This window comes from Roseibium aggregatum IAM 12614 (assembly GCF_000168975.1).
GTDB lineage: Bacteria > Pseudomonadota > Alphaproteobacteria > Rhizobiales > Stappiaceae > Roseibium > Roseibium aggregatum.
This window is the reverse complement of record NZ_AAUW01000006.1, coordinates 218,150-243,024: the sequence shown is the minus strand read 5'-3', so window position 1 is coordinate 243,024 and position 24,875 is coordinate 218,150. Positions and strand designations below refer to the sequence as shown.

Sequence of the window (24,875 nt, the reverse complement as noted above, 5' to 3'; positions counted from 1 at the left end):
GTTAGCCGGTTGACGTTAGTGTCAGGGTCAAGCCCGATTTTTTGAAAAAGTCCCCGCCTCAGGCAGGGTGCTGCTGGACGCTGAGGCCACCATCGACCGTCAGGCAGGCTGCGTTCATGAAGGGGCATTCATCGGAAATCATGAAGACGGCCGCCCTGGCGATTTCTTCCGGCGTGGCGATGCGCCCGCCCGGGTGCAGCCTCAAGGTCTCCTGCCGGGCTGCCTCGGGATCGGGAAAGCTGTTCCAGTAATCGACCACCTTCTGGGTCTGGACATAGCCCGGCGCAAGCGCATTCACCCGGACGTTCTGCGCCGCGTATTCCAGCGCGAGGGACTTGGTGAGCCCCAGCAGGGCGTGTTTTGCCAGCGGGTAGGGAAAGGTGTGCGGGATGATGGTGAAAGCGTGCGTGGAGGCAATGTTGAGAATGACCCCGCCCCCCTGCTCAAGCAGGCCCGGCAACACGGCGCGGGCGCAGTTCCACGCCCCCTTCAGGTTGGCGTCGAAGCAACGGTTCCAGTCTTCGTCGCTCAGGGACAAAGGCTCGTCGAAGACATTTATCCCGGCATTGTTGATGAGCGCGTTCAACGGACCGATGGTCTCCTGCGCGCGCGCGACCACAGCGGCAACGCCCTCCGCGCTGGTGATGTCTCCGGCAAGAGCGGTCAGGCAGTCCCCTTCCCCGCCCAGATCCGCAACGCTACGGACAAGCAGCGCCGCGTCCCGGTCCATCAGAGCCAAGGCAGCGCCTTCCTCCAGGCAGGACTGAACGATAGCAAGACCGATGCCCTGTGCGGCGCCGGTGACCAGGATACGTTTGCCTGAAAGCCGATCAGCCATCGTTTTTCTCCCCGTTCCTCGGCATTTGCCGAACTGTCATTCTAATCGTTCCCGCCAGTTCCTCCCCCTGCTTCAAAACGCTAAAGCCGCCGAGATCCGGCAGGTTGTGACCGTTCGGCAGGTGGCTCATGGGTTCAAGACAGACAAAATCGGTTCGTGCCTGCGGGACGTAGATCATCATCACGTCGAACACCGGATCGCAGTTGAGATCAAGGGCCAGATCGATATCCGGCCAGAAGAGGCTGGCTTTCCCGGCAAAGCCGCCGAAGGCGTTATTGATCCAGCGCGACGGTATGGCTTGCGGGGTGGAAAAATCGAGATCTGTCGGAATGTCCTGTCGGCCGTCCGGCAGATGTCCTTCCCCCTCGCGCCACATGTCTCGCACCCCGGTCTGCAGGGTCATGCCGGGCGTTCGCCGAAAAAACGGATGAAACCCGATGCCGAACGGCAGGGCAGCACCACCAAGGTTTTTCACGCGAAGGCTCAGGGACAGGCCGTCTTCTTCCAGATGAACCTTCTGGTGCGCCTGAAAGGCATAGGGGCTTCGGGACGATTGTCTCCTGACCAGGTCCAGCTCAATCGCATTGCCGGTCCTGTCTGCCAAATGCCAGGTGTCCAGCCAGCCGTCGCCGTGCAGAACGAGCAGCTCGTCCGTGTTGGGCTGTAGCAAAAAGCTCTCTCCCCCGAAGGAGAAGCGATTGCCTGCGATCCGGTTTCCGAAGGGCACCATTGGAAAACAGGCCGCTGCGCCCTCCGGTCCTCCGGCAGGAAGCAGGATCGGCGTGCCCCGCCATACCGCCTGCAAGATGGAACCTCCCCTTGGGCTGACGGTCACCGTCAGGTCCCCTTGCGAGAGCGTCCATTGCTGAGCGGCATCCACGGACATCAGCGGCTTGCGGAAGAGCGCAGGTTGTCGAGAAGAACCGCGATGAGCAGGATCAGGCCACGCACCACATACTGGTAGAAGGCCTGAATATTCAAAAGGTTCATGACGTTTTCGGCGATGCCCATGATCATGACGCCGACAATGACGCCTGTCATGGCGGCGCGGCCACCGGCCAGGGAGACTCCGCCGAGGACACAGGCGGAAATCACCGAGAGTTCAAGGCCGGTGGCTGCATTCGGTTGGCCGGACGTGATGCGCGAGGCCAGCATGATGCCTGCCACGGCGCAGATCAGACCCTGCAAGGCAAAGATCCAGATCCGCATGGACACCACATTCACCCCGGCAAGGCGGGCCGCTTCCGGATTGCCGCCGATCGCCAGCGTGTTCTTGCCGAAGACCGTGCGGTTCAGCAGAAAGCCGAAGACAATGAAAAGCGCGCCCATGACCCAGATCGGCGTCGGAATGCCGAGGAAGCGGGACAGGGCAAGCTGGTAGAAACCAGGATCATTGATGCCGACGGCCCGGCCGTCGGACACAATCAGCGCCAGTCCCCGGACGATCTGCATGGTCGCCAGCGTGGTGATCAGCGCATTGATGCGGAAACAGGCGATGACGAAGCCGTTGACCGCGCCGACCAGCGTGCCGCTAAGCAAGGCTATGATCAGCCCCAGCACGATGGAGCCGGTCATGTTGGAGGCGATGACGGCGATCATGCCGGTAAAGGCCACCGTCGATCCGACCGAAAGGTCAAAGTCACGCGAGGCCAGGCAGAACATCATCGTGCAGGCAACAATGCCTATGGTAACGACGGACTGCAGCAGGCCGAGGATGTTGCGCTCGGTGAGAAAGTTGGGAACGGTCAGGGAAACGATTGCGAAGGCCACCGCGAAGATGACGACCAGGCCCTGGTCTCCGAGCAAAATTTTCTTGAGAGAATTCATCTGAAACGGTCCCGTTCACACCGTGTGGGCAGCATTTCTGTCCGGCAGGGCCAGGGTCAGAATGTTGCGCTCTTCGAAGGTTTCCCGCGCGAATTCGCCGGTCATACGGCCTTCGCACATGACAAAGATGCGGTCGGAAATACCCATCACCTCGGGCAGTTCGCTGGAAACGACCACAATGGCCATACCGCCTTCCGCAAGCTCGTAGAGGATGTCGTAGATCTCCGACTTGGCACCGACATCTATGCCGCGTGTCGGCTCGTCGACAATCAGTACCTTCACGCCCTGTTCGGACAGCCAGCGCCCCAGGATGACCTTTTGCTGGTTGCCACCGGAGAGATTGACGATGTCCTGCTTCCGCGAAGGCGTGCGCACCTTGAGCCGGGCGATGAAGCGATCTGCAAGAGCGGCTTCCTTGCCGGGCTGGAGAATGCCGAAGGGTGACATGTGCCTGCGCGAGGAAATGGCGATGTTTTCCTCGATCGACCGGCCCTGGATGATGCCGTCGTGTTTCCTGTCTTCCGGACACAGCACCAGCCCCGCATTGATAGCACCGCGCGGATTGTCCGCGGGCACTTCAATGCCGTCGATGGAGACCGTGCCGCCTCGCCGCGTGTCCGCACCATAGACAAGGCGCATCAACTCGCTGCGTCCGGCGCCGATCAGGCCGAAAAAGCCCAGGATTTCACCCTGCCGAACCGAAAATTCCGCCGGCCCCGGAAGCTTTTCGCCACAGATACCGGACACCTCCAGCCGCACCGGCCCGAACGACCGCTCACGCCAGCCCCAGATGTTGCCGATCTCGCGCCCGACCATCTCGGCGATGATCTGGTCCCGGGTCACATTGGCAATATCGGGGTGATGGGCTGCCAGACGGCCATCACGCAGAACGGTCAGGCTGTCGCAAAGATGGAAGATTTCCTCGAGCCGGTGAGAAACATAGAGGATGACCGTGCCCTTGGCCTTCAGCCGGGCGATCAGCTTGAACAGGATCTCGCTTTCCCTGGACGACAGGGAGGACGTCGGTTCGTCCAGCGCGATAACCCGGGCTTCCATCATTACGGCCTTGGCGATTTCCACCATCTGGCGTGCACCGATGGATAGCGAAGTAACCTTTGCATTGGGATCGACATCGACGCCGATCTCTTGCAGGCGGCTGCGCACCGTCTCGACCAATTGCCGGCCATCGAGAACGCCGCCGCGGCCCGGAAACCGGCCCAGCCAGAGATTTTCCGCCACGGTCAGCTCCGGCACAAGCTGAAGCTCCTGATGGATCACGATCACGCCGGCATCGAAGGCATCGCGCACCGATCCGTAGTTCTGCTCGATGCCGTCGATAGAGATGGTTCCGCTGTCCGCGGACTGGTCACCGGACAACACCCGGATCAGGGTGGACTTGCCGGCGCCGTTTTCCCCCATGAGCCCGTGCACAGCCCCCTTCTCCACCGAGAAGGAGATGTCCGACAGGGCCTGGACCCCCGGGTAGCTCTTGGAGATGTTTTGTACTGACAGATAAGACATGACGCTCGCGCAACAGTTCCCCGGCGGCCGTGAAACCGGCCGCCGGATCAGGTGTCAGTCGGAAAGGATCACTCGATGCCAAGGTCCTTGCGCACGTCCACATAGGTGTCGCGCAGGGCCAGGGAGCCGGACGTCAGGATGAGCGGCTCCGGTTCCTTGTTGTTGGCAATCCACTCGTACATGTTGAGCGCGGTTTCATAACCGTGGCGCTTGGGCGAGATGATGACCGTGCCATAGAAACCGGTCGGATTCGGCTTCTTGAACTCGTTGATGGCCGATTCAGCACCGCCGATGCCGACACCGATGACGTTTTCAGCCGGGATGCCGACCGATTCCGTCGCCCGCACCGCGCCGAGAACGGCTTCATCGTTCAGGCCGAAGGCAATCCACTTCTTCACGTCGGCGTGCTGGTTGAGCACTGTGGTCGCCGCGTTCAGGGCCGCTTCCGTGTCGGTCTTGGCCTGGGGCGCATCATAGATGTTTTCCGCAGGAAACCCTGCGGCTTTCAGGGCTGTGATGGCACCTTCGACCCGGTCGACAGCGGTCGGCAACTGGTCATAGGAAACGCGGATCGCGCCCACTTCGGACATGTCCCAGCCACGCGCCTCGATCTCGGCGGCGATGGACTGACCAACGGTTTCGCCGATCTTTACCGCGGAAATGCCCATGTGGGGCACGCTTTCAATCGGCTCGCCATCAGCACCGACAAGACGGTCATCCACGGTCATCAGCTTCAGGTCGTTTGCGGCCGCCTTGGCCACGATGCCCGGCCCGAGCTTCACGTCCGGCACGCAGATGATGAAGCCCTGCGCGCCTTGCGCACCCAGATTATCGATTGCTGCCTGAACCTTCTCGCCGTCCGGCGCACCGATCTCAACAAGGGTGAAGCCCTTCTCCTCGGCGGCCTTCTGGGCAAATTTCCATTCGTCCTGGAACCAGGGCTCTTCCGGCTGCTTGACGACGAAACCGATTTTCACGTCAGCGGCATGGGCAGAACCGGCGATGGCAAGGGCCATCACTCCGGTCAGAACGGCTTTCTTCAAAACACGCATTGCAGATCCTCCCAATCCAATTCGAGCAACCGGCCTCCCGGCGGCGCTTCAAAAGACCTACTTTGAATCATCATACCAGTCAATTGCCTTTGTATGATGTATCAGCTAATGTCGCCCAACATTCGATGATGGACAGCAAAACGTGCAGTTCGCGCAGAGCAAAAAGTCCGCTAAAAATGCGGGATGAAAGTCCGCCAAAACAGGGAGCAGGCCATTGGAGACGTTGAGGGAGGATTCGGCGACCGCTGATCAAAGCAGTGGCAAGCGCCCTCGCGTGCGAAAGAATGTGACAGCGGCCCTGGCGGAGGACATCTGTTCGGAAAAATATCCGGTCGGTGCGCAGTTGCCCCGGGAGAACGATCTTTGCGAAATCTACGGCGTCAGCCGCACGGTTATTCGCGAATCCATCAAGGTTCTGGAATCCAAAGGCATGCTTCGGGTCAGGCCACGTGTCGGAACCGTGGTAACCGACCGGGAGGACTGGAACATTCTGGATGGGGACGTTCTCGACTGGATCGGCCCCTTCATCCATGAGTTCGATCTGCTTGGATGCATCCTGGAAGCCCGCCGGACAATTGAACCGGCGGCGGCGGAGTTCGCGGCCAAACGGGCCACCTTGCAGGAAATCGCTGCACTGGAAGCTGCCTGGATGCGCATGCGCGATTCAAGTTCCGATCCGGAAGCCTTCACCGAGGCGGATGTCGACTTTCACAGCGTGTTGATGGCCGCCAGCCACAATCAGGTCTTCCGGCGCCTGTCCAGTGCTATTCATACGGCCCTTCATTATACGCTGCATGCGTCCAACACCGCCGTCGAAAGCCGGGACCTTGCCATCGAACTGCATGGAGAACTGGTGGACGCCCTGCGCCTGCGCGATGCGGAGCGCGCCCGAAAGGCCTCACACCGAATGCTTGACCTGGCCGAACATGACCTGACGGCCGCCCAGGCGGCTGCCGGACGCAGCCCGGCCTGACCTCTGCTGCGCCACTTGTCCCGATGACAATGCCCTTCGCCGGAAGCTTATCAGAATGAAGATCACCAAATTCACGACCTATATCGTGCCACCCCGCTGGCTGTTCCTGAAGATCGAGACCGATGAGGGCGTGACTGGCTGGGGCGAGCCCGTGGTGGAGGGCCGTGCCCTGACCACGGAAGCAGCCGTGCATGAGCTTGCCGACTATCTGATCGGCAAGGATCCCTTCCTCATCGAGGACCATTGGACGGTGCTGTATCGCGGCGGTTTCTACCGGGGCGGCGCCATTCACATGAGCGCCCTTGCCGGCATCGACCAGGCCCTGTGGGACATCAAGGGGAAAGCGCTCGGCCAACCGGTCCACTCTCTCCTCGGCGGACAGGTGCGCGACAGGATCAAGGTCTATTCCTGGATCGGAGGCGACAGGCCTTCCGAGCTTGCAGACAATGCCAGACAGGTGGTCGAACGCGGCTTCAAGGCACTGAAAATGAACGGCTGCGCCGAGCTGCAGATCGTCGACAGCAATGCGCGGCTGGAAAAGGCGGTAGAGGCCATCGCAAGCGTGCGCGAGGCGGTTGGGCCGGACATCGGCATTGCAGTGGATTTCCACGGGCGGGTGCACAAGCCCATGGCCAAGGTGCTGGCGCGCGAACTCGACCCGTACAAGCTGATGTTCATCGAGGAACCTGTGCTTTCGGAGAACCGGGAAGCCCTGCGCGACATCGTCAATCACACCTCGACACCGATTGCCCTCGGCGAAAGGCTCTATTCTCGCTGGGACTTCAAGTCGGTTCTCTCCGACGGCTACGTGGACATCATCCAGCCGGATCTGTCACACGCGGGCGGGATTACCGAATGCCGGAAGATCGCCGCCATGGCCGAGGCCTATGACGTTGCGCTCGCGCCCCATTGCCCACTTGGGCCCATCGCCCTTGCCGCCTGTCTCCAGGTCGATGCGGTGTCCTACAATGCCTTCATTCAGGAACAGAGCCTCGGCATCCACTACAACCAGTCCAACGACCTGCTGGACTACATCAGCAATGCCGATGTCTTTGCCTATGCGGACGGTTTTGCCGCCATTCCCCAGGGGCCAGGCCTCGGTGTCGAGGTGAACGAGGACTATGTCATCGAGCGCGCCAAGGAAGGTCATCGCTGGCGCAATCCGGTCTGGCGTCATGAAGACGGAAGTCTCGCCGAGTGGTGACGTAAGCGGCCTTGAATGATGCTGGGCGTTGCGTCTCAGGACGCCTCGCGCCACCGCTCTTCGCGGACAAACTCCATCAGCCTGTCGGAGGGCATTGCCGGTGCAAAGGCGTAGCCCTGCAGGGCATCGCAGCCGAGATCACGCAGGATCCTGGCATGCTGCATGGTTTCCACCCCCTCGGCGACAACCTTGATGCCAAGCGACTGGCCAATATCGATGATCGACGCGACGAGACGGCGCTGGCCTTCCGAGTGGGTGATGGGAATAACGAGCTGACGGTCGATCTTCAAACGTTTCGGGCGCAGGTGAATAAGGCTGACGATGGAGGCATAGCCGGTGCCGAAGTCGTCGATCTCGATATCGATGCCCATCTCCCGCAAGTGATCGAAATTGGCGGCGATGAGATCGTTCTTTTCGTCCAGGAAGATGGATTCCAGAAGCTCGAAGGAGAGCGATCCCGGTTCAAAGACAAGGCCGTCGAGGCTCTGAACAAGCTGCACATCATTCAGCCTGCCTGCTGACACGTTGACCGACATTTTCGGAATGTGGATCCCGGCCGCTTTCCAGCGTGCGGACTGCCACAGTGTCTGCTCGAGGATGAGCCGGTCGATCAGATGCACCACATTAAGTTCGTCAGCCGTCTTCAGGAACCTGTCCGGCGTCAGGATGCCTTCGGTCGGGTGTTTCCAGCGCGCCAGCGCCTCGACACCGGTGATCGCCAATGTCCTGGCGTCGAACTGTGGCTGGAAGTACGGCAGGAACTCCTGACGTTCCAGCGCAAACAGGATGTCATCGGCAACCTGCTTGTTGTGAACGATTTCCGATTTCAGCGTGTCGGAGAAGAATTCGAACCGGTTGCGGCCGTTGCTCTTGGCCCGGTAAAGGGCAATGTCCGCATCGACCAGCAAATGCCGGCCGTAGTCGCTCAGTGTCGTGTCGGCCATGGCGATGCCGATGGACACGCCGAAGCGGCACTGGTGATTTTCGAACGGGACCGGCCGTCGCATCTGCGCGATGATCCTGTCCGCCCGGGCGGCCAGGCTTGCTTCGTCCGCCGGTTCGGTGATGGCGATAACGAATTCATCGCCGCCGATGCGGGCGACAAAGTCGCTGTCGCTGACGTTTTCCTTCAATACGGATGCCGCGTGGGTGAGCATCGCGTCGCCGGCCGCGTGACCCAGCGTGTCGTTGATGTGCTTGAAACGGTCCAGATCGATGTGCAGAAGCGCCGTCGGCCTTTGCGGCGCCTCTTCATCCAGAAGCTCCTGGTCCAGGAACCGGCGGTTCGGGAGCCCTGTCAGACTGTCGTGGAGCGAGTAGTGCTCCATCAGGGCGCGGGCGTCCTCCAGTTCGCGGTTCCGGTCCTCGGCACTCTGCTTGGCCGTGAGCAAACGGGTCTTGAGCTGAATGTCACTGGAGACGTCCCAGTTGACGCCCAGAATGTATCGCTGGCCACGGGTATTGGTATGGACCGCGCCGATGGCCCGGATCCAGCGGATTGAGCCATCCTGAAGAATAACCCGGAAGTCCGAATGATAGGTCCCGCCGGCTTCGATTGCCTCCCAGTATTCTCTTTCGGCGCGTTCCAGATCGTCCGGGTGCAGGCAGTCGGCCCAGACGTCGTATTGCGTCGTGTCGCGGCCTTCCGGGATATCGTAGAGTTCCAGCATGCGGCTATCCCACGTCAGCACACCGGTATCCAGATTGAGTTCCCAGATGCCGATCTTGGACGTGTCGAGCGCCAGTTTCAGGCGCTGGGACAGGCCTTCCATCTGGAGCTGGCGCCGTTTGAGTTCGCGGATATGCCCGCGCCGCTGGTCGTAGAGCTGTCCTGCGATGAAGATCGGCAGCAGAACAAGCAGCCCGCCGGCCACGGTCAGAAGCCGGGTCTTCCAGGCATTCACAGGCACGGCTGACCAGCCGCCACGCGGGATCGCCGCGATCTGCCAACGGCCGGTTGGCAGAACGACGTTCGAAAGCACAGGCTCCTGCTGCAGGATCGCCTCATCGCCAAAGAAAACCGTCTTGTCCGTAATAGTGGCGTCTTTGCCCAGGATTGCTATTTCAATCGGCAGGTCCGGATCAAGCAGGCCGCTGTCGGCATAGAGCCGGTCGGCATCGACCACAGCCGCAACCAGTCCCCACAGGTGCCGTGTGCCATCTTCGGTCTTCATGAACACGGGAAAGCGTGCGATAAAACCCGTCCCGCCCTGCAGCAGGTCGACCGGACCTGCCAGCACCATCTCGCCCGATGTGACCGCCCGCAGGGCCGTATGGCGTTGCTGGTTGTTTTTCCGGTAGTCGAGGCCGATGGCCTTTTCGTTACCCTCCATCGGGTACATCAAACTGACGACCAGATCGGGCGCGCCCGCAACGTTGCGAAGCTGCGAGTGTTTGCCGATGAAGCTGCTGGAGATACGGCCAAACTGGTCCTGGTCGATGTCCGGCTGGGTTGCGATCAGCGCAACAAGACCGCGCACGAGCTGCAGATTGCTATTGATATTGCCTTCCAGCCGGGCACGGACAACACCCAGTTGCTCGGCGACATTCGCACGAGCACGTTGCAGGTGAACCGACCGGTTCTGGACTTCCCAGAATATTCCCGCCGCAGAGATAACAGCAACGGCAATGCCCATCGCCAGGATGCTGGCGAAGCTCGGCCGCGTCAGAAAGTGTCTGGCTCCGATTTTGGGAAAAAATAACTTCGGCATCTCATCTCGTCAGGTCGAGAAATCTGAATGTGCCACTGATGGGGACATCGCAGTCTTGGCTTACATCTCAGAATATCTTTAAAATCGAAACAAATGCCTAAAGGACACTTTACAGTTTGACTGAAGGAATTTTGCCCTTCTGCTTTGCCTGTTCAGACGCTGTTCTACCGCAGCAGAATTATGCCCACGACGGCCGCCACGATGAGGAAGCAGCCGAAGATTTCAGAACGAGCAATCGCCTCCTTGAACACCAGCCATGAAACCAGAAAGGTGAAGACCAGTTCGACCTGGGCGAGCGCGCGGACATAGGCAACATTTTGCAATGTCATGGCGGTGAACCAGCCGACGGATCCCGCCACCCCGGAGGCACCGACCCAGACGGCAGCCCGCCAGGCGCGAACGCTTGCCCGCAACTGGTCTGGCTCGCGCAGCACCATCCAGACCGCCATGACGATTGTCTGGAAGGAGGTCGCATAGACCAGTGCGTAGGCGGCCTGCATCGGAACACCGGTTCCTTCAAGAGACAGCGAAGCCGTGCGGTAGGCCACGGCGGAGGCACCAAAGAAGGCTGCCGAGGCAAGGCCGATCAGCGCCGGACGTCCGACCAGGGAGGTGCGGATGGCTGCCAGCGTCAAAGGAACCCGGGCGAGAGAAATGACCACCACGCCAACGACCCCGAGAAGAATGAACAGTCCGGCCGTCAGGGAAATATGTTCACCCAGAACCACAAAACCGAAGAGGGCAGCCTGGATCGGTTCTGTCTTGGAATAAGCCGTCCCGACCGCAAAATTGCGGAAGGAGAACAGATGGATCAGAAGAAACGTTCCAAGGATCTGCGCCAGTCCGCCCAGGGCACCGGCAACGAGAAGCGTCGGCGTGAGCGCAGGCAGCGGAAATTCGAACACGGTGTGCAGCACGACGGCATAGGCAATCGCGAAAGGCACACCGTAACCGAACCGAACGAATGTCGCCCCGGTGGTCCCGAGCTGACCCTTCAGGTGTTTTTGCAGGGCGGTGCGCAGGTTTTGGCAAAACGCCGCCGCAATGGTGATCGGGATCCATAATTCCACGGGAAGCACTCTTTCAGGATTTATTGAAGTGATTTCACACTAGAGATTTACGTCCCGCTTTAAACTGCCGTAACCGCAATCCATTCTTTATCTTTTCTCAACATACGCACAGGAACCGCTTGCGTTTTCAGCCGCGCGCGACCTGGCGGGCGCCTCTCAGTTTGACGGCAGCAGGACATCTGCAGACCCTCCCGTGCTTGACAGCACCTTGCCGGGCGGCTTAGGTCCGCGCCAGAATTGTTAACGCCCGGAGACCATCTGCCTGATGACCCACGATCTCGCTTCCCTGTCCAAGATTATCGACGCTGCCTTCGAAGACCGTGCCGCCATCGACACGACAACCACCGGCGAGATCCGGGACGCGGTCGAGGAAACCCTGAACCTGCTCGACCGGGGCCAGTTGCGTGTTGCGGAAAAGAAGGACGGCGACTGGACGGTCAACCAGTGGGCCAAGAAAGCCGTGCTGCTGTCGTTCCGCCTGAACCCGATGGACATCATCAAAGGTGGCCCCGGCGATGCGACATGGTGGGACAAGGTGCCGTCCAAGTTCGACGGCTGGCGCGGCATGGATTTCGAAAAGGCCGGGTTCCGCGCCGTACCGAACTGCATCGTCCGCCGCTCGGCCTTCATCGGCAAGGGCGTTGTCCTGATGCCGTCCTTCGTCAACCTCGGCGCCTTTGTTGACGAAGGCACGATGGTCGATACATGGGCAACCGTCGGCTCGTGCGCCCAGATCGGCAAGAACGTTCACCTGTCCGGTGGCGTCGGCATCGGTGGCGTTCTGGAACCGCTCCAGGCCGGCCCGGTGATCATCGAAGACAATTGCTTCATCGGCGCACGGTCGGAAGTGGTGGAAGGCTGCATCGTGCGCGAAGGCTCCGTGCTCGGCATGGGCGTCTTCATCGGCCAGTCGACCAAGATCGTCAATCGCGCGACCGGCGAGATCACCTATGGTGAAGTGCCGCCTTACTCCGTGGTGGTTGCCGGTTCCATGCCGGGCAACAAGGTAATGGGCAATGGCGAAGCCGCGCCGAACCTTTACTGCGCTGTTATCGTGAAGACGGTCGACGAAAAGACCCGTTCGAAGACCGGTATCAACGAACTTCTGCGCGACTGACGCAAACATCGGAGTGCCTCGAGCGCTCCATCGTCTGAAATCCGAAACCCCGCCCTCACCCGGCGGGGTTTTTCATGCGCCCCACAAAAACCCGACGGCCTGGGAGATCACAAGCGTCAGCAACACATCCAGGACAACAACGCCAATGGTCAGGCTGACGGTCGTCTGAAGCACGATGCGGGCGACCTGGTAACGGTACCAGATGACTACGACAAGGCAGGTCAGCGACAACAGCACGACGATGCCGGGCGAGATGATGTCCAGAAGAAACAGGACGTAAGTGAAAATATACGGCACCGAAGCCAGCAGGCTGGTCCAGTTGCGCACGACGATGAATGGCACGTAGCGATGTGAAATCCCGAGCGGTGCGGCGAGGAGCGCCAGCAGCAGAGGTAGTGCCAGCCAGTCGATGCCCATGCCGAGGAACTGGGCGAACCAGTAACTCCCATTGGGAAAGGCATCCGGATGATAGAGGTTCTCGGCGAAAAAGAGTCGCTTTTCCGCAAGGCAGCTCACAACATAGACCGGCAACAGCAGGAAGATGACGGAAAACGAGCGCCAGAAGCCCTGGACGGACTGGTCGAAGAACGCCATTCCTTCAGGACGATTGCGCAGAAGCAGCCAGGATCCGTCCAGTGCCGCGCGAATTTCGACCTTGCTGATCAATTCCCGTCCGCTCCAGAAAAATAGCTGAGGAGGAATTTCTTGTAGATTGCCGCGAGCCGGTCAAGATCCTCGACCGCGACACATTCGTCAACCTTGTGCATTGTCTGGCCGACCAGGCCGAATTCGACAACCGGGCAATAGTCCTTGATGAAGCGGGCGTCGGAGGTTCCCCCTCCCGTGGACAGCTCCGGCACACGGCCGGTTTCCGCTTCCACCGCCTTACTCAGAGCTTCGATCAGAACTTCATCCCGCGTCAGGAAGGATTCGCTGGAATCGCGCTTGAATTCCAGTGCGAGCGCGAGTTTTCCCAATTCCACGCCCTCCAGTGTCTGCGTGATGCGGGCCTTGAGGCTCTCCAGTGTCCATTCGTCGTTGTAGCGAATGTTGAAGCGGGCCTCTGCGCGGGCCGGGATGACGTTGAAAGCCGGATTACCGACATCCACGGAGACGATCTCCAGATTGGAGGGCTGAAAGCGTTCGTTGCCCTGGTCCAGTTCCAGCGCATCAAGCGCGGCCAGAAGGCGGACAAGGCCCGGGATCGGATTTTCGGCCAGATGCGGATAAGCGACATGGCCCTGAACACCGCGAACGGTGATCGTGCCGGAGAGCGACCCGCGCCGGCCGACCTTGATGGCATCGCCGAGCTTGTCCGGATTGGTCGGCTCGCCGACGATGCAGGCATCGAACACATGGCCCTGGTCCTTGGCCCATTGCAGCAGTTTCACTGTGCCGTTGACCGCCGGGCCTTCCTCGTCACCGGTGATGAGGAAGGAAATCGTCCCGCCGAAATCCGGGCCTTTTTCCGCGACATAATCAAGCGCTGCCGCTGCGAAGGCCGCGATGCCGCCTTTCATGTCGACCGCGCCACGACCGAACAGCATGCCGTTGTCGATCGCTCCCTCGAAGGGACCGTGACGCCAGTCGCTCTCCGCACCGGCCGGAACCACATCCGTATGACCCGCGAAGACGAAATGCGGCGCGCCGCTGCCAATGGAGGCAAACAGGTTCTCCACGTCCGGGGTGTCCTCGTCCTGGAACGTGACCCGCGAGACATTGAAACCGACCTTGCCGAGCAGCGCCTCCAGCGAGGCCAGCGCGCCACCTTCGGCAGGGGTCACGGAGGGGCAGCGGATCAGGTCCTGAGCGATGGCGACGGCGGAAGTGGGCATGAAACAGTCTCTTGAGGTTAGTCGTACGCGTGGCTCACGCGCGCTCAGCGCTTGCGCCAGTAACTGTTGGGCATCGGGCCATGGCGGTTCGGCTCAGCCTGGCTGGGCACAACGCCCAGGAAGATCAGCATGATCACGTTCAGGATCGGCACGAAGATCAGCAATGCCAGGAAACCGCTCTGGCCGATATCCTGCAGGCGCTTGACGACCAGCGCCAGCTCAATCCATTGCAGAACGAAAAACAAGACAGGGAACAGCGGGTTTGTGCCGATATAGTCGCCGGATATCATGGATTCAGGCGTCGGCGTTTCAGCGGAGGAAAGCCACCAGATCCGAAGTGCGATACCGAAGATGATCCAGCTGATCAGGAAACACAGCCAATAAGGCTCCCGGCCCATACGGCCGATGGGACTCAAAAGGGCCCAGATCGGCCCCGGGGCAGTGTTCGCGCTCTGTGGGGGCGTTGTCATTCCGTCCAGCTTTGGTTCGATTGATCTGGCAAGGAGGTAGACGCATACGCGGGCCGGATCAAGCTCTGTTACACAGTCGCACCGGTCTTTGCCAGTCCGTAATCCTGCGAATTGTGCCAGCCGCAGGGATTGCAGGCCATGACCCTGGGTAATTTTAATGGATTTTGCACGTCCGGCGTGCCAATCCTAACCGCAGGGGTTGACTGCCGACGAGGGGGCTCGCTTATGACCGGTGACTGGAAGACAAAGCTAACGGCTTGTACATTCTCGCTTTTTCTAGGCGTTCTGACGATTTTTTCCCTGCCGGCCACCGCTCAGGACACCGGGAAGAGCCTTCCGACGCAATTACAACCTGAAGCCATGGAAAAGCTGGTTTCCGATCTCGATCCGGAACAGGTCAAGGCGCTCACAGACCTGATGACCCTGCTGCAGCAAGGTGCCGCAGCCAAGGGCCAACAGCCCCCGCCCCCGTCCGAGGAAGTTGAGCTGATCGAAAGTGTGCAGAAGACTGCTGATGAATTCGGCACGATGATTGCCAACAACTTCAGAAGCCTGCCGGAGCTCTTCACCAGCCTGTTCGCCAGTATCGGTGCGCTTTTCGAAGGGTCTGTCGCCGGGCCGGTGCATATCCTTCTTGGCGCGATCGCGCTGATCCTGGCCGCCGGTTTCGCCGCCGAATTCCTGGTCAACCGGCTGTTCGCCTCCCGCCGCGACCAGATCCGGAGCCACGCTCCTGGCAGTCTCTTTGAAACGGTCAAACTGGTCTCGACACGCGCCGCGCTCGATCTGGGCGGACTGATCGTTTTCGCCATCGTGGGCTTTGCGGTCGGAAAGATTGCGATCTTCGATCCTGTCGCGCGGACGTTTGCCTTCCAGGCGGTATACTGGATCGTCTTCCTGCCGCGCACAGTGGCTGCCCTGCTCCGCTTCGCCCTCGCGCCTCATCGCAGCGAGTTGCGCCTCGTCACCGCGGACGACGCCACTGCCAAATCGCTTTACCGCAGCTTCACCAGCCTTTTCACTTTTGTCGGCATCACCTTCTTCCTGCGCAACGTGATGCTGGAAGCCGGTGACAGCGATGTTGCCGAAACCTTCCGCTTTTTCATCGGCTTCGGCGTCAATCTGTGGATCGCCATCGTCATCTGGAACACCCGGCATGGCCTGACGAGCATCATTCTGGGCGATGAACACCAGCCGACCAGCGGGCTGGAGCGCATGGCCCGCTTCTGGCCCTATTTCTCGATTGCCTTCATCGCCTTCAACTGGCTGCTCGTTCAGGTCACCACCAGCATGGGCATCGAAGCGCTGACGGCGGGACGGTCCCTTGCGGTGATTTCCCTGGTCGTGTTCGCACCCTTCCTCGACACGATGGTGCGTGGCATCGTTGCGCACATCATCCCGCCCATGCGCGGGGAGGGCCCGGTTGCCGAGGCCGCACACATGCAGACGAGGCACAGTTACGTCCGCATTGCCCGGGTTGCCCTGCTGGCGTTCCTGGTGCTGATGGTCGGCAGGATCTATGGTCTCAACCTGCTTGCGATCGGGGCGGCGGATGGGTCATCGGTCGCCCGGCATACGGTCATCTTCCTGCTTATTCTGGCCGCCGGTTACCTCGCCTGGGAAATTACCAATCTCTGGGTTGCTCACCAGCTTGCCAAGGATTCGCCGCCACCTTCCAACGAAGATGAAGATGCGGAGATGGGTGGGGCCGGCAAATCGCGCCTGGCGACGATCCTGCCGTTGATCCGCGTCGTCGTGCAGATCACGATCCTCACCCTGACCGTGCTGCTCGCGCTCAGTCAGCTTGGCATCAACATCACCCCGCTTCTGGCAGGTGCCGGTGTCGTCGGCCTCGCTGTCGGCTTCGGCGCGCAGACCCTGGTGCGCGATGTCGTATCGGGCATCTTCTTCCTTATGGACGACGCCTTCCGTCTGGGCGAATTCATCGATGCAGGCGGCACGCAGGGTACCATCGAGAAAATCTCGATCAGATCGCTCCAACTGCGCGGCACGCGCGGTGCCGTTCATATCGTCCCCTATGGCGAAATCCCGAAACTCACCAACCTGTCCCGCGACTGGGTGATCATGAAGCTGAAGTTCACCGTGCCTTTCGATACGGATGTCGAAAAGGTTCGCAAGATCTTCAAGCGGATCGGCCAGGACATCATGGAGATGGATGAGTTCAAGGACGATATTCTGGCGCCGTTCAAGGGACAAGGTGTCGCCGATGTCGACGACGTCGGCATCGTGGTGCGCGGCAAATACACCACGAAGCCCGGCAAGCAGTTCGGCATCCGCAAGGAAATCTACAAGCGCGTGCAGCAGGCGTTTGACGAAAACGGCATCCAGTTCGCGCGCAAGGAAGTGCGGGTCAACATTCCCGACACCGCCAAGCTGGACGACAAGCAGAAGGAAGCCGTCACCGCAGCCGCCGCTGCCGCGGTCGCCGACATGGACAAGAAACCGGCAGCGGAATAAGGCCCTGCCTTGCTCCGGCTGCAAAAGCCGGCCTGCCGCTTTGATAAAATAAGCGGTGGGCACGGCGTTTGTGGCCCATCCTTCGAGACGCCGCTACCGCGGCTCCTCAGGATGAGGCGACAAGGGGGCGGAAAGGCTTCAGCAAACCGCAGCCTCATCCTGAGGAGGCCGCCAGGCCGTCTCGAAGGATGGGCCCAAAGCTCCAGCTCCCCATTTTTTCGACCGGATAAGCCGATACGCAGGTCAGCCCGTGCTTCACGTCGGATTTAACCGGCGTATACGCCCTTCTCCCGATTGAGCCGGACGCCGTTCCGTGCCTAAGATTGCATGTCCGCGGGAGGCGGGCAGGCAAAATGCTTTTGGGAGGAAGCCGCCTGATGAGTGACAACACGTCGACCCCGCACGGCGCCGGGGCACCTGCTGCCAATGGGCTACGGCCCATGCCCAAGGTCAACACGATCACCGTCAACGATGTGATCGATGCGTTTGCGGCGGGCCTTGCGGATTTCCGCAGGGCGCCGGTCTACGGCCTTGCCATCGGGGCGTTTTTCGCTCTCGGCGGCCTGTTCGTGATCCTGAGCGCGGCCGCCCTCAACATGAGTTACCTGTCCTATCCGGCAGCAGCCGGCTTCGTGCTGATCGGGCCGTTTGCCGCGGTTGGCCTCTACGAGGTCAGCCGGCGTCTTCAGAACGGCGAGACGCTGTCCTGGTCATGCATTTTCGGCACCATGTGGGCGCAGAAAAGCCGCGAGCTTTCCTGGATGGCCTTCGTGGTTCTGTTCATCCAGATCATGTGGATGTATCAGGTGCGCCTGCTGCTGGCGCTGTTCCTCGGCTTCCGGTCGTTTGCCTCGTTCGACGAGTTCCTGACCCAGGTCATCACCACGCCAGAAGGCCTGATGTTCCTGGCCGTCGGCCATGTGGTCGGTGCGATCCTGTCGCTGATCCTGTTTTCGCTGACCGTGGTGTCTTTTCCGCTGCTGATGGAAGAAGACCGGGACTTCATCACCGCCATGATCACCAGTGTGCGGGCCGTTTTCGCCTCGCCCGTCCCGATGATCGGCTGGGCCTTTGTCGTGACGGCCGTGCTGATCGTGTCGATGGCACCAGCCTTCCTCGGCCTTATCGTATCCCTGCCGATCCTTGGTCATACGACCTGGCATCTCTACAAGAAGTGTGTGGAGACGCCTGAGGCCTGATGATGTGAAGGCCTGCCTCCAGAAGGCGCGCAAGCACCGGCCGGGCGAACGCGGCAGGTGCGGCTGTGCAAAGGCGCGTTCGGGCAATCAAGCTGCAGGCGTCAGGCAGACAGGATCTTGCGGAAACGCAGCAGCACGATGGCCAGGGCTGCGGCGGACATCGCGCTCATCGCCAGCATTTCCCCGCCGACCAGCCCGAAACCGCTGCCCCGGTAGAGGACAGACTGGGTAAAGCGCACAAAATGCGGTGACGGGCTGATGGTGAGGATGACCGCCTGCAGCCAGGCGGGCATCGACTCCAGCGGCGTCATTCCGCCTGACAACAGGATCATGACGATGATGACGGGGATTACGAGCAGGCCGAACTGGCCCATCGACCGGGTGAAGCTGGCCAGAAGCAGGCCGATGCTAGCAATCGCGGCAATATAGATCGCAGACCCCGCCACAAACAGCCCGAGCGATCCCGCAACAGGCACCCCGATCAGGAATTCGACCACGAAGATGAGGCTCAGCACCGTTGCCGCCAGGATGACGAGGGCCGTTGCCAGGATTTTCGAGACGACGATCTCATGCGGGCGGACCGGCATCACCAGCACATGTTCGATGGTTCCGTGTTCCCGTTCACGGATCATCGATGCGCCCGAAAGGATCAGGGTCAAAATGGTGATGGAGTTCATGAGCTGCATCACCGAAGTGAACCATTCCGGTGTCAGGTTCGGGTTGTATCGGTTGCGGAAGACCACATCGACCAGCCCTGCCCCTCTGCCCGGCAGGTCGAAATACCGTGAGATTTCCTCGGACAACAGACTGGTCATGAAGGTCGCGCCGTTGCCTGCGTGGGCAACCGCCGTGGCGTCGATGTCGAGTTCGAGCGTTGCATTTCTCCCGGCGCGCAGATCGCGCTCGAAGTTGGGCGGGATCGACAGGATCAGGACATGATCGCCACGCTTCAGGGCCGCCTCTGCTTCTTTTGGATCGAGCTGGACGGGAGCCGCGAAGAGCGGTGGCTGGACCACGTCGGCCAGTCTTCTCGATAAAATGCTGTGATCTTCATCGACCACGGCCGTCGACAGGTCCTTGATGTCGGTCGAGACCGCGTAGCTGACCATGTAGGTCGCAATGGTGAAGACATAGACGATCAGAGCCAGCATCAGCTTGTCGCCGCGTATGGCGCGCAACTCCTTTACCGTGAGCAGGAGGATGTGTCTGACACTGGTGATCATCGAAAGGGACCCACGCATCGCTCAGCGCTCCTGCTTGCGCAAGGCAAGCACTGACAGCGCGAGATAGATGACCACGAACGCGCAGAGCATCGCCGCGCTCCAGCCCATGTCGGACCAGCCGTAGGCCTTGACGAAGGACCCTACGCTTACCTCCTGATACCAGGCGCCGGGAAACATCTTTCCCAGAAGCTGACTGGATGGTGTCAGCGAGGAGACCGGCACGATGAGGCCGGAAAAATTCACTGTCGGAATGATTGTGATCACGGCTGTGGCAAACACGGCGGACACCTGTGTGCGCGTGAAACTTGAAACAAGCTGTCCCAAACCGGTCGTTGCAATCACGTAGATGACGGAGACGGTGAAGAGCGCGAAGAGATTGCCCGTGAACGGAACGCCGAACAGAAGCCGGCCCATCAGGTAGAGCGTCCAGAAATTCAGCACTGCCACGGCGATATAGGGAAGCTGCTTTCCGGTCAGGAACTCCAGCCGGGTGACCGGCGTGGAGCGGAAATTGGCGATCGTTCCGGTTTCCTTCTCCCGGGCCACGCCGATGGCGGCCATGATCGCGGGGGTCAGCATGAGGATGAGCATGACCACGGACGGCACCATGGCATAGGCGCTCTTGAAGGCCTGATTGAACCGGTATCGCGTTTCGATGCTGACCGCGGCACCTGCTGCCCTGCCGCTTTCCTTCGCCAGCAGGTCCGAGAACAGGTTCAGGACGCCGAGCACGTAACCGTGCGCCGTTTCCGCGCGAAAGGGCATGGATCCATCCACCCAGAGCGAAACTTCCGGCACATGTCCGCGATGCAGATCCCGTCCGAAGCCGCTCGGGATCTCAAGCGCCACGGTGAGCGTGCCGCGGCCCATGCGGGTGTCGATCTCCGCCGGGCTTGAAATTGGCGGCCCCTCATCGAACTGGCGGATCGAGGTGAATTGCTCACTCAGACGGCGGCTCTCCGGGCTCTGGTCCTGATCGTAGACCGCAAAGGTGATGTGGTCGACATCGAAGGATATGCCGTAACCGATGGTGAACAGCAGGATTGCCGGCCCCATGAAGGCAAAGAACAGGCGTACGGGGTCGCGCATGAGTTCGAGCGTTTCCCGCGAGGCATAGGCCCAGAGCCGGGTGAGCGGGCGGTTTTTGTCCTTGCGGTCCGGGGTGAAAGCCACCTCGCCCGCGGGCTCAGTGGCGCGCTCGCCGGTCTCGTCTTCCAGCCAGCCGATAAAGGCCTCTTCCAGCGTGCTGTTGCCCCTTTTCTCTGTCAGCTCGGCGGGCGTACCGACGGCGAGAACCTTGCCGGCATGCATGAGCGAGACGCGGTCGCAGCGTTCCGCCTCGTTCATGAAATGGGTGGAGATGAAGATGGTCACCCCCTTGTCGCGGGAGAGCGAGATCAGCTTGCGCCAGAAACTGTCGCGGGCCACCGGGTCGACCCCCGAAGTCGGCTCATCCAGGATGAGTATCCGTGGCTCGTGGATGGTGGCGACGGCAAGCTGCAGGCGCTGCCGGATGCCCAGCGGCAGGCTTTCCGGCTGCTGGTCCGCAACGTCGGCGAGATCGAATTCCTGCAGCACGTCGTCAACGCGCGTTACCGCGCCCCCGTAAAGGCGGGCATGAAGTGCCAGGTTCTGCCGGACGGTCAGTTCCGAATAGAGCGAGAAACTCTGCGACATGTAACCGATGCCGAGCCGGGCCTCCATGTCCGCATTTGCCAGTCGTTTTCCGAAGAGACGCGTCTCACCTTCCGTCGGCTCCAGCAGGCCGGTGAGCATCTTCATCGTTGTGGACTTTCCGCAGCCGTTCGAGCCGAGGAACCCGAAGATCTCCCCTTCCTCGATCTCGAAACTGACATTGTCCACCGCGGTGAAATCACCGAAACGTTTCGTGAGCCCGGTCGCCGAAATCGCCGGGTCCGCCTCCGGGCGCTGCTTGCGGGGGCGCAACTCGACTGGCCTGTGCCGGCCGCGTTCGCTCTCCGGCAGGAGATTGACGAAAGCTTCTTCCAGCGTGTCGGCGCCGGCAATGTTCTTCAACTCCTGCGGAGAGCCCGACGAAATGATCCGGCCGCCGTTCACGGCCGCCAGCCAGTCGAAGCGTTCCGCCTCTTCCATATAGGCCGTTGCCACGATCACGCTCATGGAAGGCATCCGCACCCGCATGCGGTCGATCAGCTCCCAGAACTGACGGCGAGACAGCGGATCGACGCCGGTCGTCGGCTCGTCCAGAATCAGAAGAGCGGGATCGTGGATGAGTGCGCAGCACAGGCTGAGCTTCTGCTTCATACCGCCCGACAGCTTGCCCGCCGGCCGGTCAGGAAACGGATCAAGGCCCGTCGCCTCAAGCAGCATGGCAATGCGTTCGGCGCGCTCGCTGGCCGGTTGTCCGAAAAGACGGCCGAAGAAGTCCAGGTTCTCGCGCACAGACAGCGTGGGGTAGAGATTGCGTCCAAGCCCCTGCGGCATATAGGCGATGCGCGGCATGATCGACGCGCGGGCACGGGCGGAGGCGATATCGGTACCGAGGGTGACTATCCGGCCGGCTTGCAGCCGCCGTACACCGGCCAGGAGCGCAAGAAGGGTGGACTTGCCAACGCCGTCCGGGCCGATCAGGCCGGCCATGACACCTGCCGGGATCTGCAGGTGCACGTCGTCGAGCGCTACCGCCGGGCCGTAGCGATGGCCTACCCCTTCAAGTTCGCACGCCCAGCCCATCGCACTCACTGCGGCAGCTTGACTTGCAGATCGTCCGGCCAGACAGCCGCAGGGTCGGAGCGCACGAAGCCGACGCCGCGGATGCCCACCTTCACCCTGTCCTCGAACTGGCTCAGCAGATCACGCGGCACGGTCAGCTTGACCCGGAAGACAAGTTGCGAGCGCTCCTCATGCGTCTCCACGCTCTTGGGCGTGAACTGAGCCTGCGATTCTATGAAGGTGACGCGTGCCGGAATGACATATTGCGGTACAGGGTCCAGCACCATCCTGGCTTCGTCGTTGATCGACAGCACGCCCACCACATCTGCGGGCAAATAAAGGTTCATGTAGACATCGGTCAGATCCAGCAGCGTCACCACCGGCGTACCGGCGTCGATGACCTCCCCCGGCTCGTGGAGGCGGTATTCGACACGCCCGCGGATGGGCGAGCGGATGGTCAGATCGTCGAGCTGAACCTTGATCTCTTCAACGTTTGCCTCGGCCGCGGCAATCAGCGCATCGCCGCTGCTGACCTGAGCGCGCGCCTGAGCCAGCGATGCTTCAGCGGCCTTGAGCGTGTTGGTGGCATCATCCAGTTCGGCCTGGGAAACATGCCCACTCGCCTTCAGCCCCTCGATGCGCTTGTAGGTGGAGCGCGCGAGCGACAAGGCGCTTTCGGCCTGACTGACGGCAGCTTCCGCCTGCTGTTTCGAAGCCTTGCCTTGCAAGACCGAGGCTTTCGCGGCCAGAAGCTTTGCCTGAATGTCCCTGTCGTCCAGCGTTGCCAGCACGTCGCCCGCTTCAACTGTCTGGCCTTCGCGTGCAAGCACTTGCGTCAGCCGGCCGGGATATTTTCCCGCAACATCAACGTTCTGGGCCTCGATGCGGCCATTGGAACTGGCAATGTCCTCGTCGCCCAGGTTCCCGCGCAGCTTCTGCACGATCCGGTCGAATGCGTTTTCGGCAAAAGCTGGCGGCGCAGAAAACGCAATCGCGGAAAGGCAGGCAAACACAATCGCAAGTTTTCTGGAACCGATCGACATTTTCACTCGCTTCAGGACTGGGGAACCTCGACTGCCGCTCCCCCGTTCGCCTGGAACCGCAGGGCTGTGGCCATCGCTCACGGAGGAAGGCGTTCACTCGGCCGGAACCGGCCATTCTAGGGTGTGGGCTCAGAAATGAAGACGAAATGGCAGGAGAAATGGCGAACCCGCGTCAGGAAGAGTGCGCGGAGCGGGCTTTATGCCCGGTCAAGCAGGCTGACGACACGCGGTGAAACCATTTCATCTTCATTTATGAGTCCACACCTTAGCCTTATCACTCTTCAGGGTTGTTTTTCATGCGCCAAATCGTCTTTGCCTCAAGATCTTCCTCTGCCGTCCGGTAGTCGACGCGGGTGAGGTAAAGACCGTCGGCCGGCGCCACCGGGCCACAGGCGTTCCGGTCACGAGCGGCAAGCGCCTTCGTGATGTCTCCCGGGCCCCATTTGCCTTCGCCGACAAGGCGCAGCGAGCCGACCATGGAACGGACCTGATTGTGGAGGAAGGAGCGCGAAGCGCATTCGGCAATCACGAACTCGCCATCGCGATAGACGCGGAATTCCTCCAGCGTCTTTTCCGGGCTTTTTGCCTGGCAGCGCGTGTGACGGAAGGTGGTGAAGTCGTGATGACCGACGAACTCCTGCGCGGCCGCGTGCATGGCATCCGCATCGAGATGCACCTTCACATGCCAGGCCAGGCCAAGCTGGTGGGTGAGCGGCGGCAGCCGATTGTGAATGCGGTATCGGTAAGAGCGGCGAATCGCGGAAAATCGCGCGTCGAAGCCCTCGTGCATTTCCGCAGCATCGAGGATCACCACCGGGTCTGGCTGGCAATGGAAATTCAGCGCACCCATGACCGTTCTTGCGTCCCAGTCCTTCGAAAGATCCACATGGCAGACCTGCCCGGTGGCATGGACGCCGGTGTCCGTGCGACCGGCGCCGCCGATGGTCACCTCCTCGCCGGAGAATGCCTTGGCGGCACGTTCGATTACCGCCTGAACGGATGGCGCGTTCGCCTGGCGCTGCCAGCCGCTGAACGGCCTGCCGTCATATTCCACCGTCAGTTTGTAGCGGGGCATTACTCGAATTCTTCAAAGGGCGTGGCGAAGGCCACCTCGATGGGCAGGTCGCGCGATCCGGCTTCCGTCAGCGCCAACGCCATGAAGGCGTCGCCCGCATAAGGCCCCTGCACCTTGCGCGCCAGCACGGGATCGAAGCCGAAGCGCGGATAATAGGACGGCGGGCCGAGCACGAGAACAAGGTCCTCTCCGAGGTCCTTCAGACAGTCCAGTGATGCCTTGATCAAGGCCGAGCCGATGCCCGTCTTCTGGCGGTCCGGCCAGACGGATATCGGAGCCAGGCAGACGACCTGCATGCCCTGCCCAGACCCGACGGCTGCCGGTGTTACGCGGCTATAGGCAATATGTCCGACGATCCGGCCGTCGGCATCGACCGCGACCTGTTCCAGCACAAGGGCGCCGCAATGGCGCAGCGTGTGCACCAGCCGGGCCTCCATGTCGGATGGAAAGGCGGACATGACCAGCTCCCTGACGGCAGCTTCGTCGTCAGGTGTCACATTTCTGATGGTAAGGCCGGCAGCTTCGGCGGCTTGGGTCATTTCGGT

At 61.0% G+C, this 24,875-nt stretch carries 20 protein-coding genes; 5 read left to right on the top strand and 15 right to left on the bottom strand.

Going from position 1 to position 24,875, the window contains the following annotated elements; translation table 11 throughout:
* Positions 1-58: 58 nt before the first annotated feature.
* The 5 genes from SIAM614_RS10280 to SIAM614_RS10260 all read right to left on the bottom strand — a co-directional run bounded on the left by SIAM614_RS10280 (position 59) and on the right by SIAM614_RS10260 (position 5,238).
* Entirely contained in the window at positions 59-838 is a 780-nt protein-coding gene (locus SIAM614_RS10280) for an SDR family oxidoreductase (protein WP_006934233.1), read from the bottom strand.
* The gene (locus SIAM614_RS10275; protein ID WP_006934232.1) at positions 831-1,724 is read right to left on the bottom strand and encodes an aldose 1-epimerase; all 894 of its coding nucleotides are present in this window, start codon (positions 1,722-1,724) and stop codon (positions 831-833) included. Before SIAM614_RS10275 ends, SIAM614_RS10280 begins: the two co-directional genes overlap by 8 nt.
* The gene (araH, locus tag SIAM614_RS10270; protein ID WP_006934231.1) at positions 1,724-2,665 is read right to left on the bottom strand and encodes an L-arabinose ABC transporter permease AraH; all 942 of its coding nucleotides are present in this window, start codon (positions 2,663-2,665) and stop codon (positions 1,724-1,726) included. The genes SIAM614_RS10275 and araH overlap by 1 nt, the downstream gene beginning before the upstream one ends.
* A gap of 15 nt (positions 2,666-2,680) precedes the next feature.
* Entirely contained in the window at positions 2,681-4,186 is a 1,506-nt protein-coding gene (gene araG / locus SIAM614_RS10265; RefSeq protein WP_006934230.1) for an L-arabinose ABC transporter ATP-binding protein AraG, read from the bottom strand.
* Between the two features lie 68 nt (positions 4,187-4,254).
* Positions 4,255-5,238: an arabinose ABC transporter substrate-binding protein gene (locus SIAM614_RS10260; protein WP_006934229.1), complete on the bottom strand. Its 984-nt coding sequence runs from the start codon at positions 5,236-5,238 to the stop codon at positions 4,255-4,257.
* A 223-nt stretch (positions 5,239-5,461) separates the two neighbouring features.
* On the opposite strand from SIAM614_RS10260, the gene SIAM614_RS10255 reads away from it, so the two are divergent.
* Positions 5,462-6,211, top strand: a complete 750-nt coding sequence (locus tag SIAM614_RS10255; RefSeq protein WP_006934222.1) for a FadR/GntR family transcriptional regulator — start codon at positions 5,462-5,464, stop codon at positions 6,209-6,211.
* 55 nt (positions 6,212-6,266) lie between these two features.
* A complete protein-coding gene (dgoD, locus tag SIAM614_RS10250) occupies positions 6,267-7,415 on the top strand; it encodes a galactonate dehydratase (protein WP_006934212.1) in 1,149 nt (382 codons plus the stop codon).
* A 35-nt stretch (positions 7,416-7,450) separates the two neighbouring features.
* On the opposite strand, the gene SIAM614_RS10245 is transcribed toward dgoD, so the two are convergent.
* Positions 7,451-10,126, bottom strand: coding sequence for a bifunctional diguanylate cyclase/phosphodiesterase (locus tag SIAM614_RS10245; protein ID WP_006934210.1), 2,676 nt, complete (start codon positions 10,124-10,126; stop codon positions 7,451-7,453).
* 164 nt (positions 10,127-10,290) lie between these two features.
* Positions 10,291-11,196 (bottom strand): EamA family transporter, encoded by a 906-nt coding sequence (locus tag SIAM614_RS10240; RefSeq protein ID WP_006934207.1) that lies wholly within the window; start codon positions 11,194-11,196, stop codon positions 10,291-10,293.
* Between the two features lie 262 nt (positions 11,197-11,458).
* Here SIAM614_RS10240 and dapD point away from each other — a divergent pair, with 262 nt between their 5' ends.
* Complete coding sequence (gene dapD / locus SIAM614_RS10235) at positions 11,459-12,313, top strand: 2,3,4,5-tetrahydropyridine-2,6-dicarboxylate N-succinyltransferase (protein ID WP_085956396.1); 855 nt, start codon at positions 11,459-11,461, stop codon at positions 12,311-12,313.
* A 72-nt stretch (positions 12,314-12,385) separates the two neighbouring features.
* Here the strand turns inward: dapD and SIAM614_RS10230 are convergent, their stop codons facing one another.
* Genes SIAM614_RS10230 through SIAM614_RS10220 form a run of 3 tightly spaced genes read right to left on the bottom strand, consistent with a single transcriptional unit; the run spans position 12,386 to position 14,618 of the window.
* Complete coding sequence (locus SIAM614_RS10230; RefSeq protein WP_006934202.1) at positions 12,386-12,979, bottom strand: hypothetical protein; 594 nt, start codon at positions 12,977-12,979, stop codon at positions 12,386-12,388.
* Entirely contained in the window at positions 12,976-14,148 is a 1,173-nt protein-coding gene (gene dapE / locus SIAM614_RS10225) for a succinyl-diaminopimelate desuccinylase (RefSeq protein ID WP_006934201.1), read from the bottom strand. Before dapE ends, SIAM614_RS10230 begins: the two co-directional genes overlap by 4 nt.
* Before the next feature lie 44 nt (positions 14,149-14,192).
* A complete protein-coding gene (locus SIAM614_RS10220) occupies positions 14,193-14,618 on the bottom strand; it encodes a DUF805 domain-containing protein (protein ID WP_040439800.1) in 426 nt (141 codons plus the stop codon).
* 360 nt (positions 14,619-14,978) lie between these two features.
* Between SIAM614_RS10220 and SIAM614_RS10215 the strand changes: the two genes are divergently transcribed.
* On the top strand, positions 14,979-17,096 hold the full coding sequence (locus tag SIAM614_RS10215; protein ID WP_208983946.1) for a mechanosensitive ion channel family protein: 2,118 nt from the start codon (positions 14,979-14,981) through the stop codon (positions 17,094-17,096).
* A 377-nt stretch (positions 17,097-17,473) separates the two neighbouring features.
* The gene (locus SIAM614_RS10210) at positions 17,474-18,295 is read left to right on the top strand and encodes a DUF2189 domain-containing protein (protein ID WP_006934198.1); all 822 of its coding nucleotides are present in this window, start codon (positions 17,474-17,476) and stop codon (positions 18,293-18,295) included.
* 101 nt (positions 18,296-18,396) lie between these two features.
* On the opposite strand, the gene SIAM614_RS10205 is transcribed toward SIAM614_RS10210, so the two are convergent.
* The 5 genes from SIAM614_RS10205 to SIAM614_RS10185 form a co-directional block, all read right to left on the bottom strand.
* On the bottom strand, positions 18,397-19,536 hold the full coding sequence (locus SIAM614_RS10205; protein ID WP_006934197.1) for an ABC transporter permease: 1,140 nt from the start codon (positions 19,534-19,536) through the stop codon (positions 18,397-18,399).
* Positions 19,537-19,539: 3 nt separating this feature from the next.
* A complete protein-coding gene (rbbA, locus tag SIAM614_RS10200) occupies positions 19,540-22,233 on the bottom strand; it encodes a ribosome-associated ATPase/putative transporter RbbA (protein ID WP_006934196.1) in 2,694 nt (897 codons plus the stop codon).
* Between the two features lie 5 nt (positions 22,234-22,238).
* Positions 22,239-23,255: an HlyD family secretion protein gene (locus tag SIAM614_RS10195; RefSeq protein WP_050789362.1), complete on the bottom strand. Its 1,017-nt coding sequence runs from the start codon at positions 23,253-23,255 to the stop codon at positions 22,239-22,241.
* A gap of 274 nt (positions 23,256-23,529) precedes the next feature.
* The gene (gene truA / locus SIAM614_RS10190; RefSeq protein WP_006934194.1) at positions 23,530-24,330 is read right to left on the bottom strand and encodes a tRNA pseudouridine(38-40) synthase TruA; all 801 of its coding nucleotides are present in this window, start codon (positions 24,328-24,330) and stop codon (positions 23,530-23,532) included.
* On the bottom strand, positions 24,330-24,869 hold the full coding sequence (locus tag SIAM614_RS10185) for a GNAT family N-acetyltransferase (RefSeq protein WP_006934193.1): 540 nt from the start codon (positions 24,867-24,869) through the stop codon (positions 24,330-24,332). Before SIAM614_RS10185 ends, truA begins: the two co-directional genes overlap by 1 nt.
* Positions 24,870-24,875 lie beyond the last annotated feature (6 nt).

Excerpts from the sequence above, each read along its gene's own strand:
- SIAM614_RS10280 (WP_006934233.1), bottom strand. The coding sequence starts at position 838 with ATGGCTGATCGGCTTTCAGGCAAACGTATCCTGGTCACCGGCGCCGCA.
- SIAM614_RS10275 (WP_006934232.1), bottom strand. The coding sequence starts at position 1,724 with ATGTCCGTGGATGCCGCTCAGCAATGGACGCTCTCGCAAGGGGACCTG.
- araH (WP_006934231.1), bottom strand. The coding sequence starts at position 2,665 with ATGAATTCTCTCAAGAAAATTTTGCTCGGAGACCAGGGCCTGGTCGTC.
- araG (WP_006934230.1), bottom strand. The coding sequence starts at position 4,186 with ATGTCTTATCTGTCAGTACAAAACATCTCCAAGAGCTACCCGGGGGTC.
- SIAM614_RS10260 (WP_006934229.1), bottom strand. The coding sequence starts at position 5,238 with ATGCGTGTTTTGAAGAAAGCCGTTCTGACCGGAGTGATGGCCCTTGCC.
- dgoD (WP_006934212.1), top strand. The coding sequence starts at position 6,267 with ATGAAGATCACCAAATTCACGACCTATATCGTGCCACCCCGCTGGCTG.
- SIAM614_RS10245 (WP_006934210.1), bottom strand. The coding sequence starts at position 10,126 with ATGCCGAAGTTATTTTTTCCCAAAATCGGAGCCAGACACTTTCTGACG.
- dapE (WP_006934201.1), bottom strand. The coding sequence starts at position 14,148 with ATGCCCACTTCCGCCGTCGCCATCGCTCAGGACCTGATCCGCTGCCCC.
- SIAM614_RS10220 (WP_040439800.1), bottom strand. The coding sequence starts at position 14,618 with ATGACAACGCCCCCACAGAGCGCGAACACTGCCCCGGGGCCGATCTGG.
- SIAM614_RS10215 (WP_208983946.1), top strand. The coding sequence starts at position 14,979 with ATGGAAAAGCTGGTTTCCGATCTCGATCCGGAACAGGTCAAGGCGCTC.
- SIAM614_RS10210 (WP_006934198.1), top strand. The coding sequence starts at position 17,474 with ATGAGTGACAACACGTCGACCCCGCACGGCGCCGGGGCACCTGCTGCC.
- SIAM614_RS10205 (WP_006934197.1), bottom strand. The coding sequence starts at position 19,536 with ATGCGTGGGTCCCTTTCGATGATCACCAGTGTCAGACACATCCTCCTG.
- rbbA (WP_006934196.1), bottom strand. The coding sequence starts at position 22,233 with ATGGGCTGGGCGTGCGAACTTGAAGGGGTAGGCCATCGCTACGGCCCG.
- SIAM614_RS10195 (WP_050789362.1), bottom strand. The coding sequence starts at position 23,255 with ATGTCGATCGGTTCCAGAAAACTTGCGATTGTGTTTGCCTGCCTTTCC.
- truA (WP_006934194.1), bottom strand. The coding sequence starts at position 24,330 with ATGCCCCGCTACAAACTGACGGTGGAATATGACGGCAGGCCGTTCAGC.
- SIAM614_RS10185 (WP_006934193.1), bottom strand. The coding sequence starts at position 24,869 with ATGACCCAAGCCGCCGAAGCTGCCGGCCTTACCATCAGAAATGTGACA.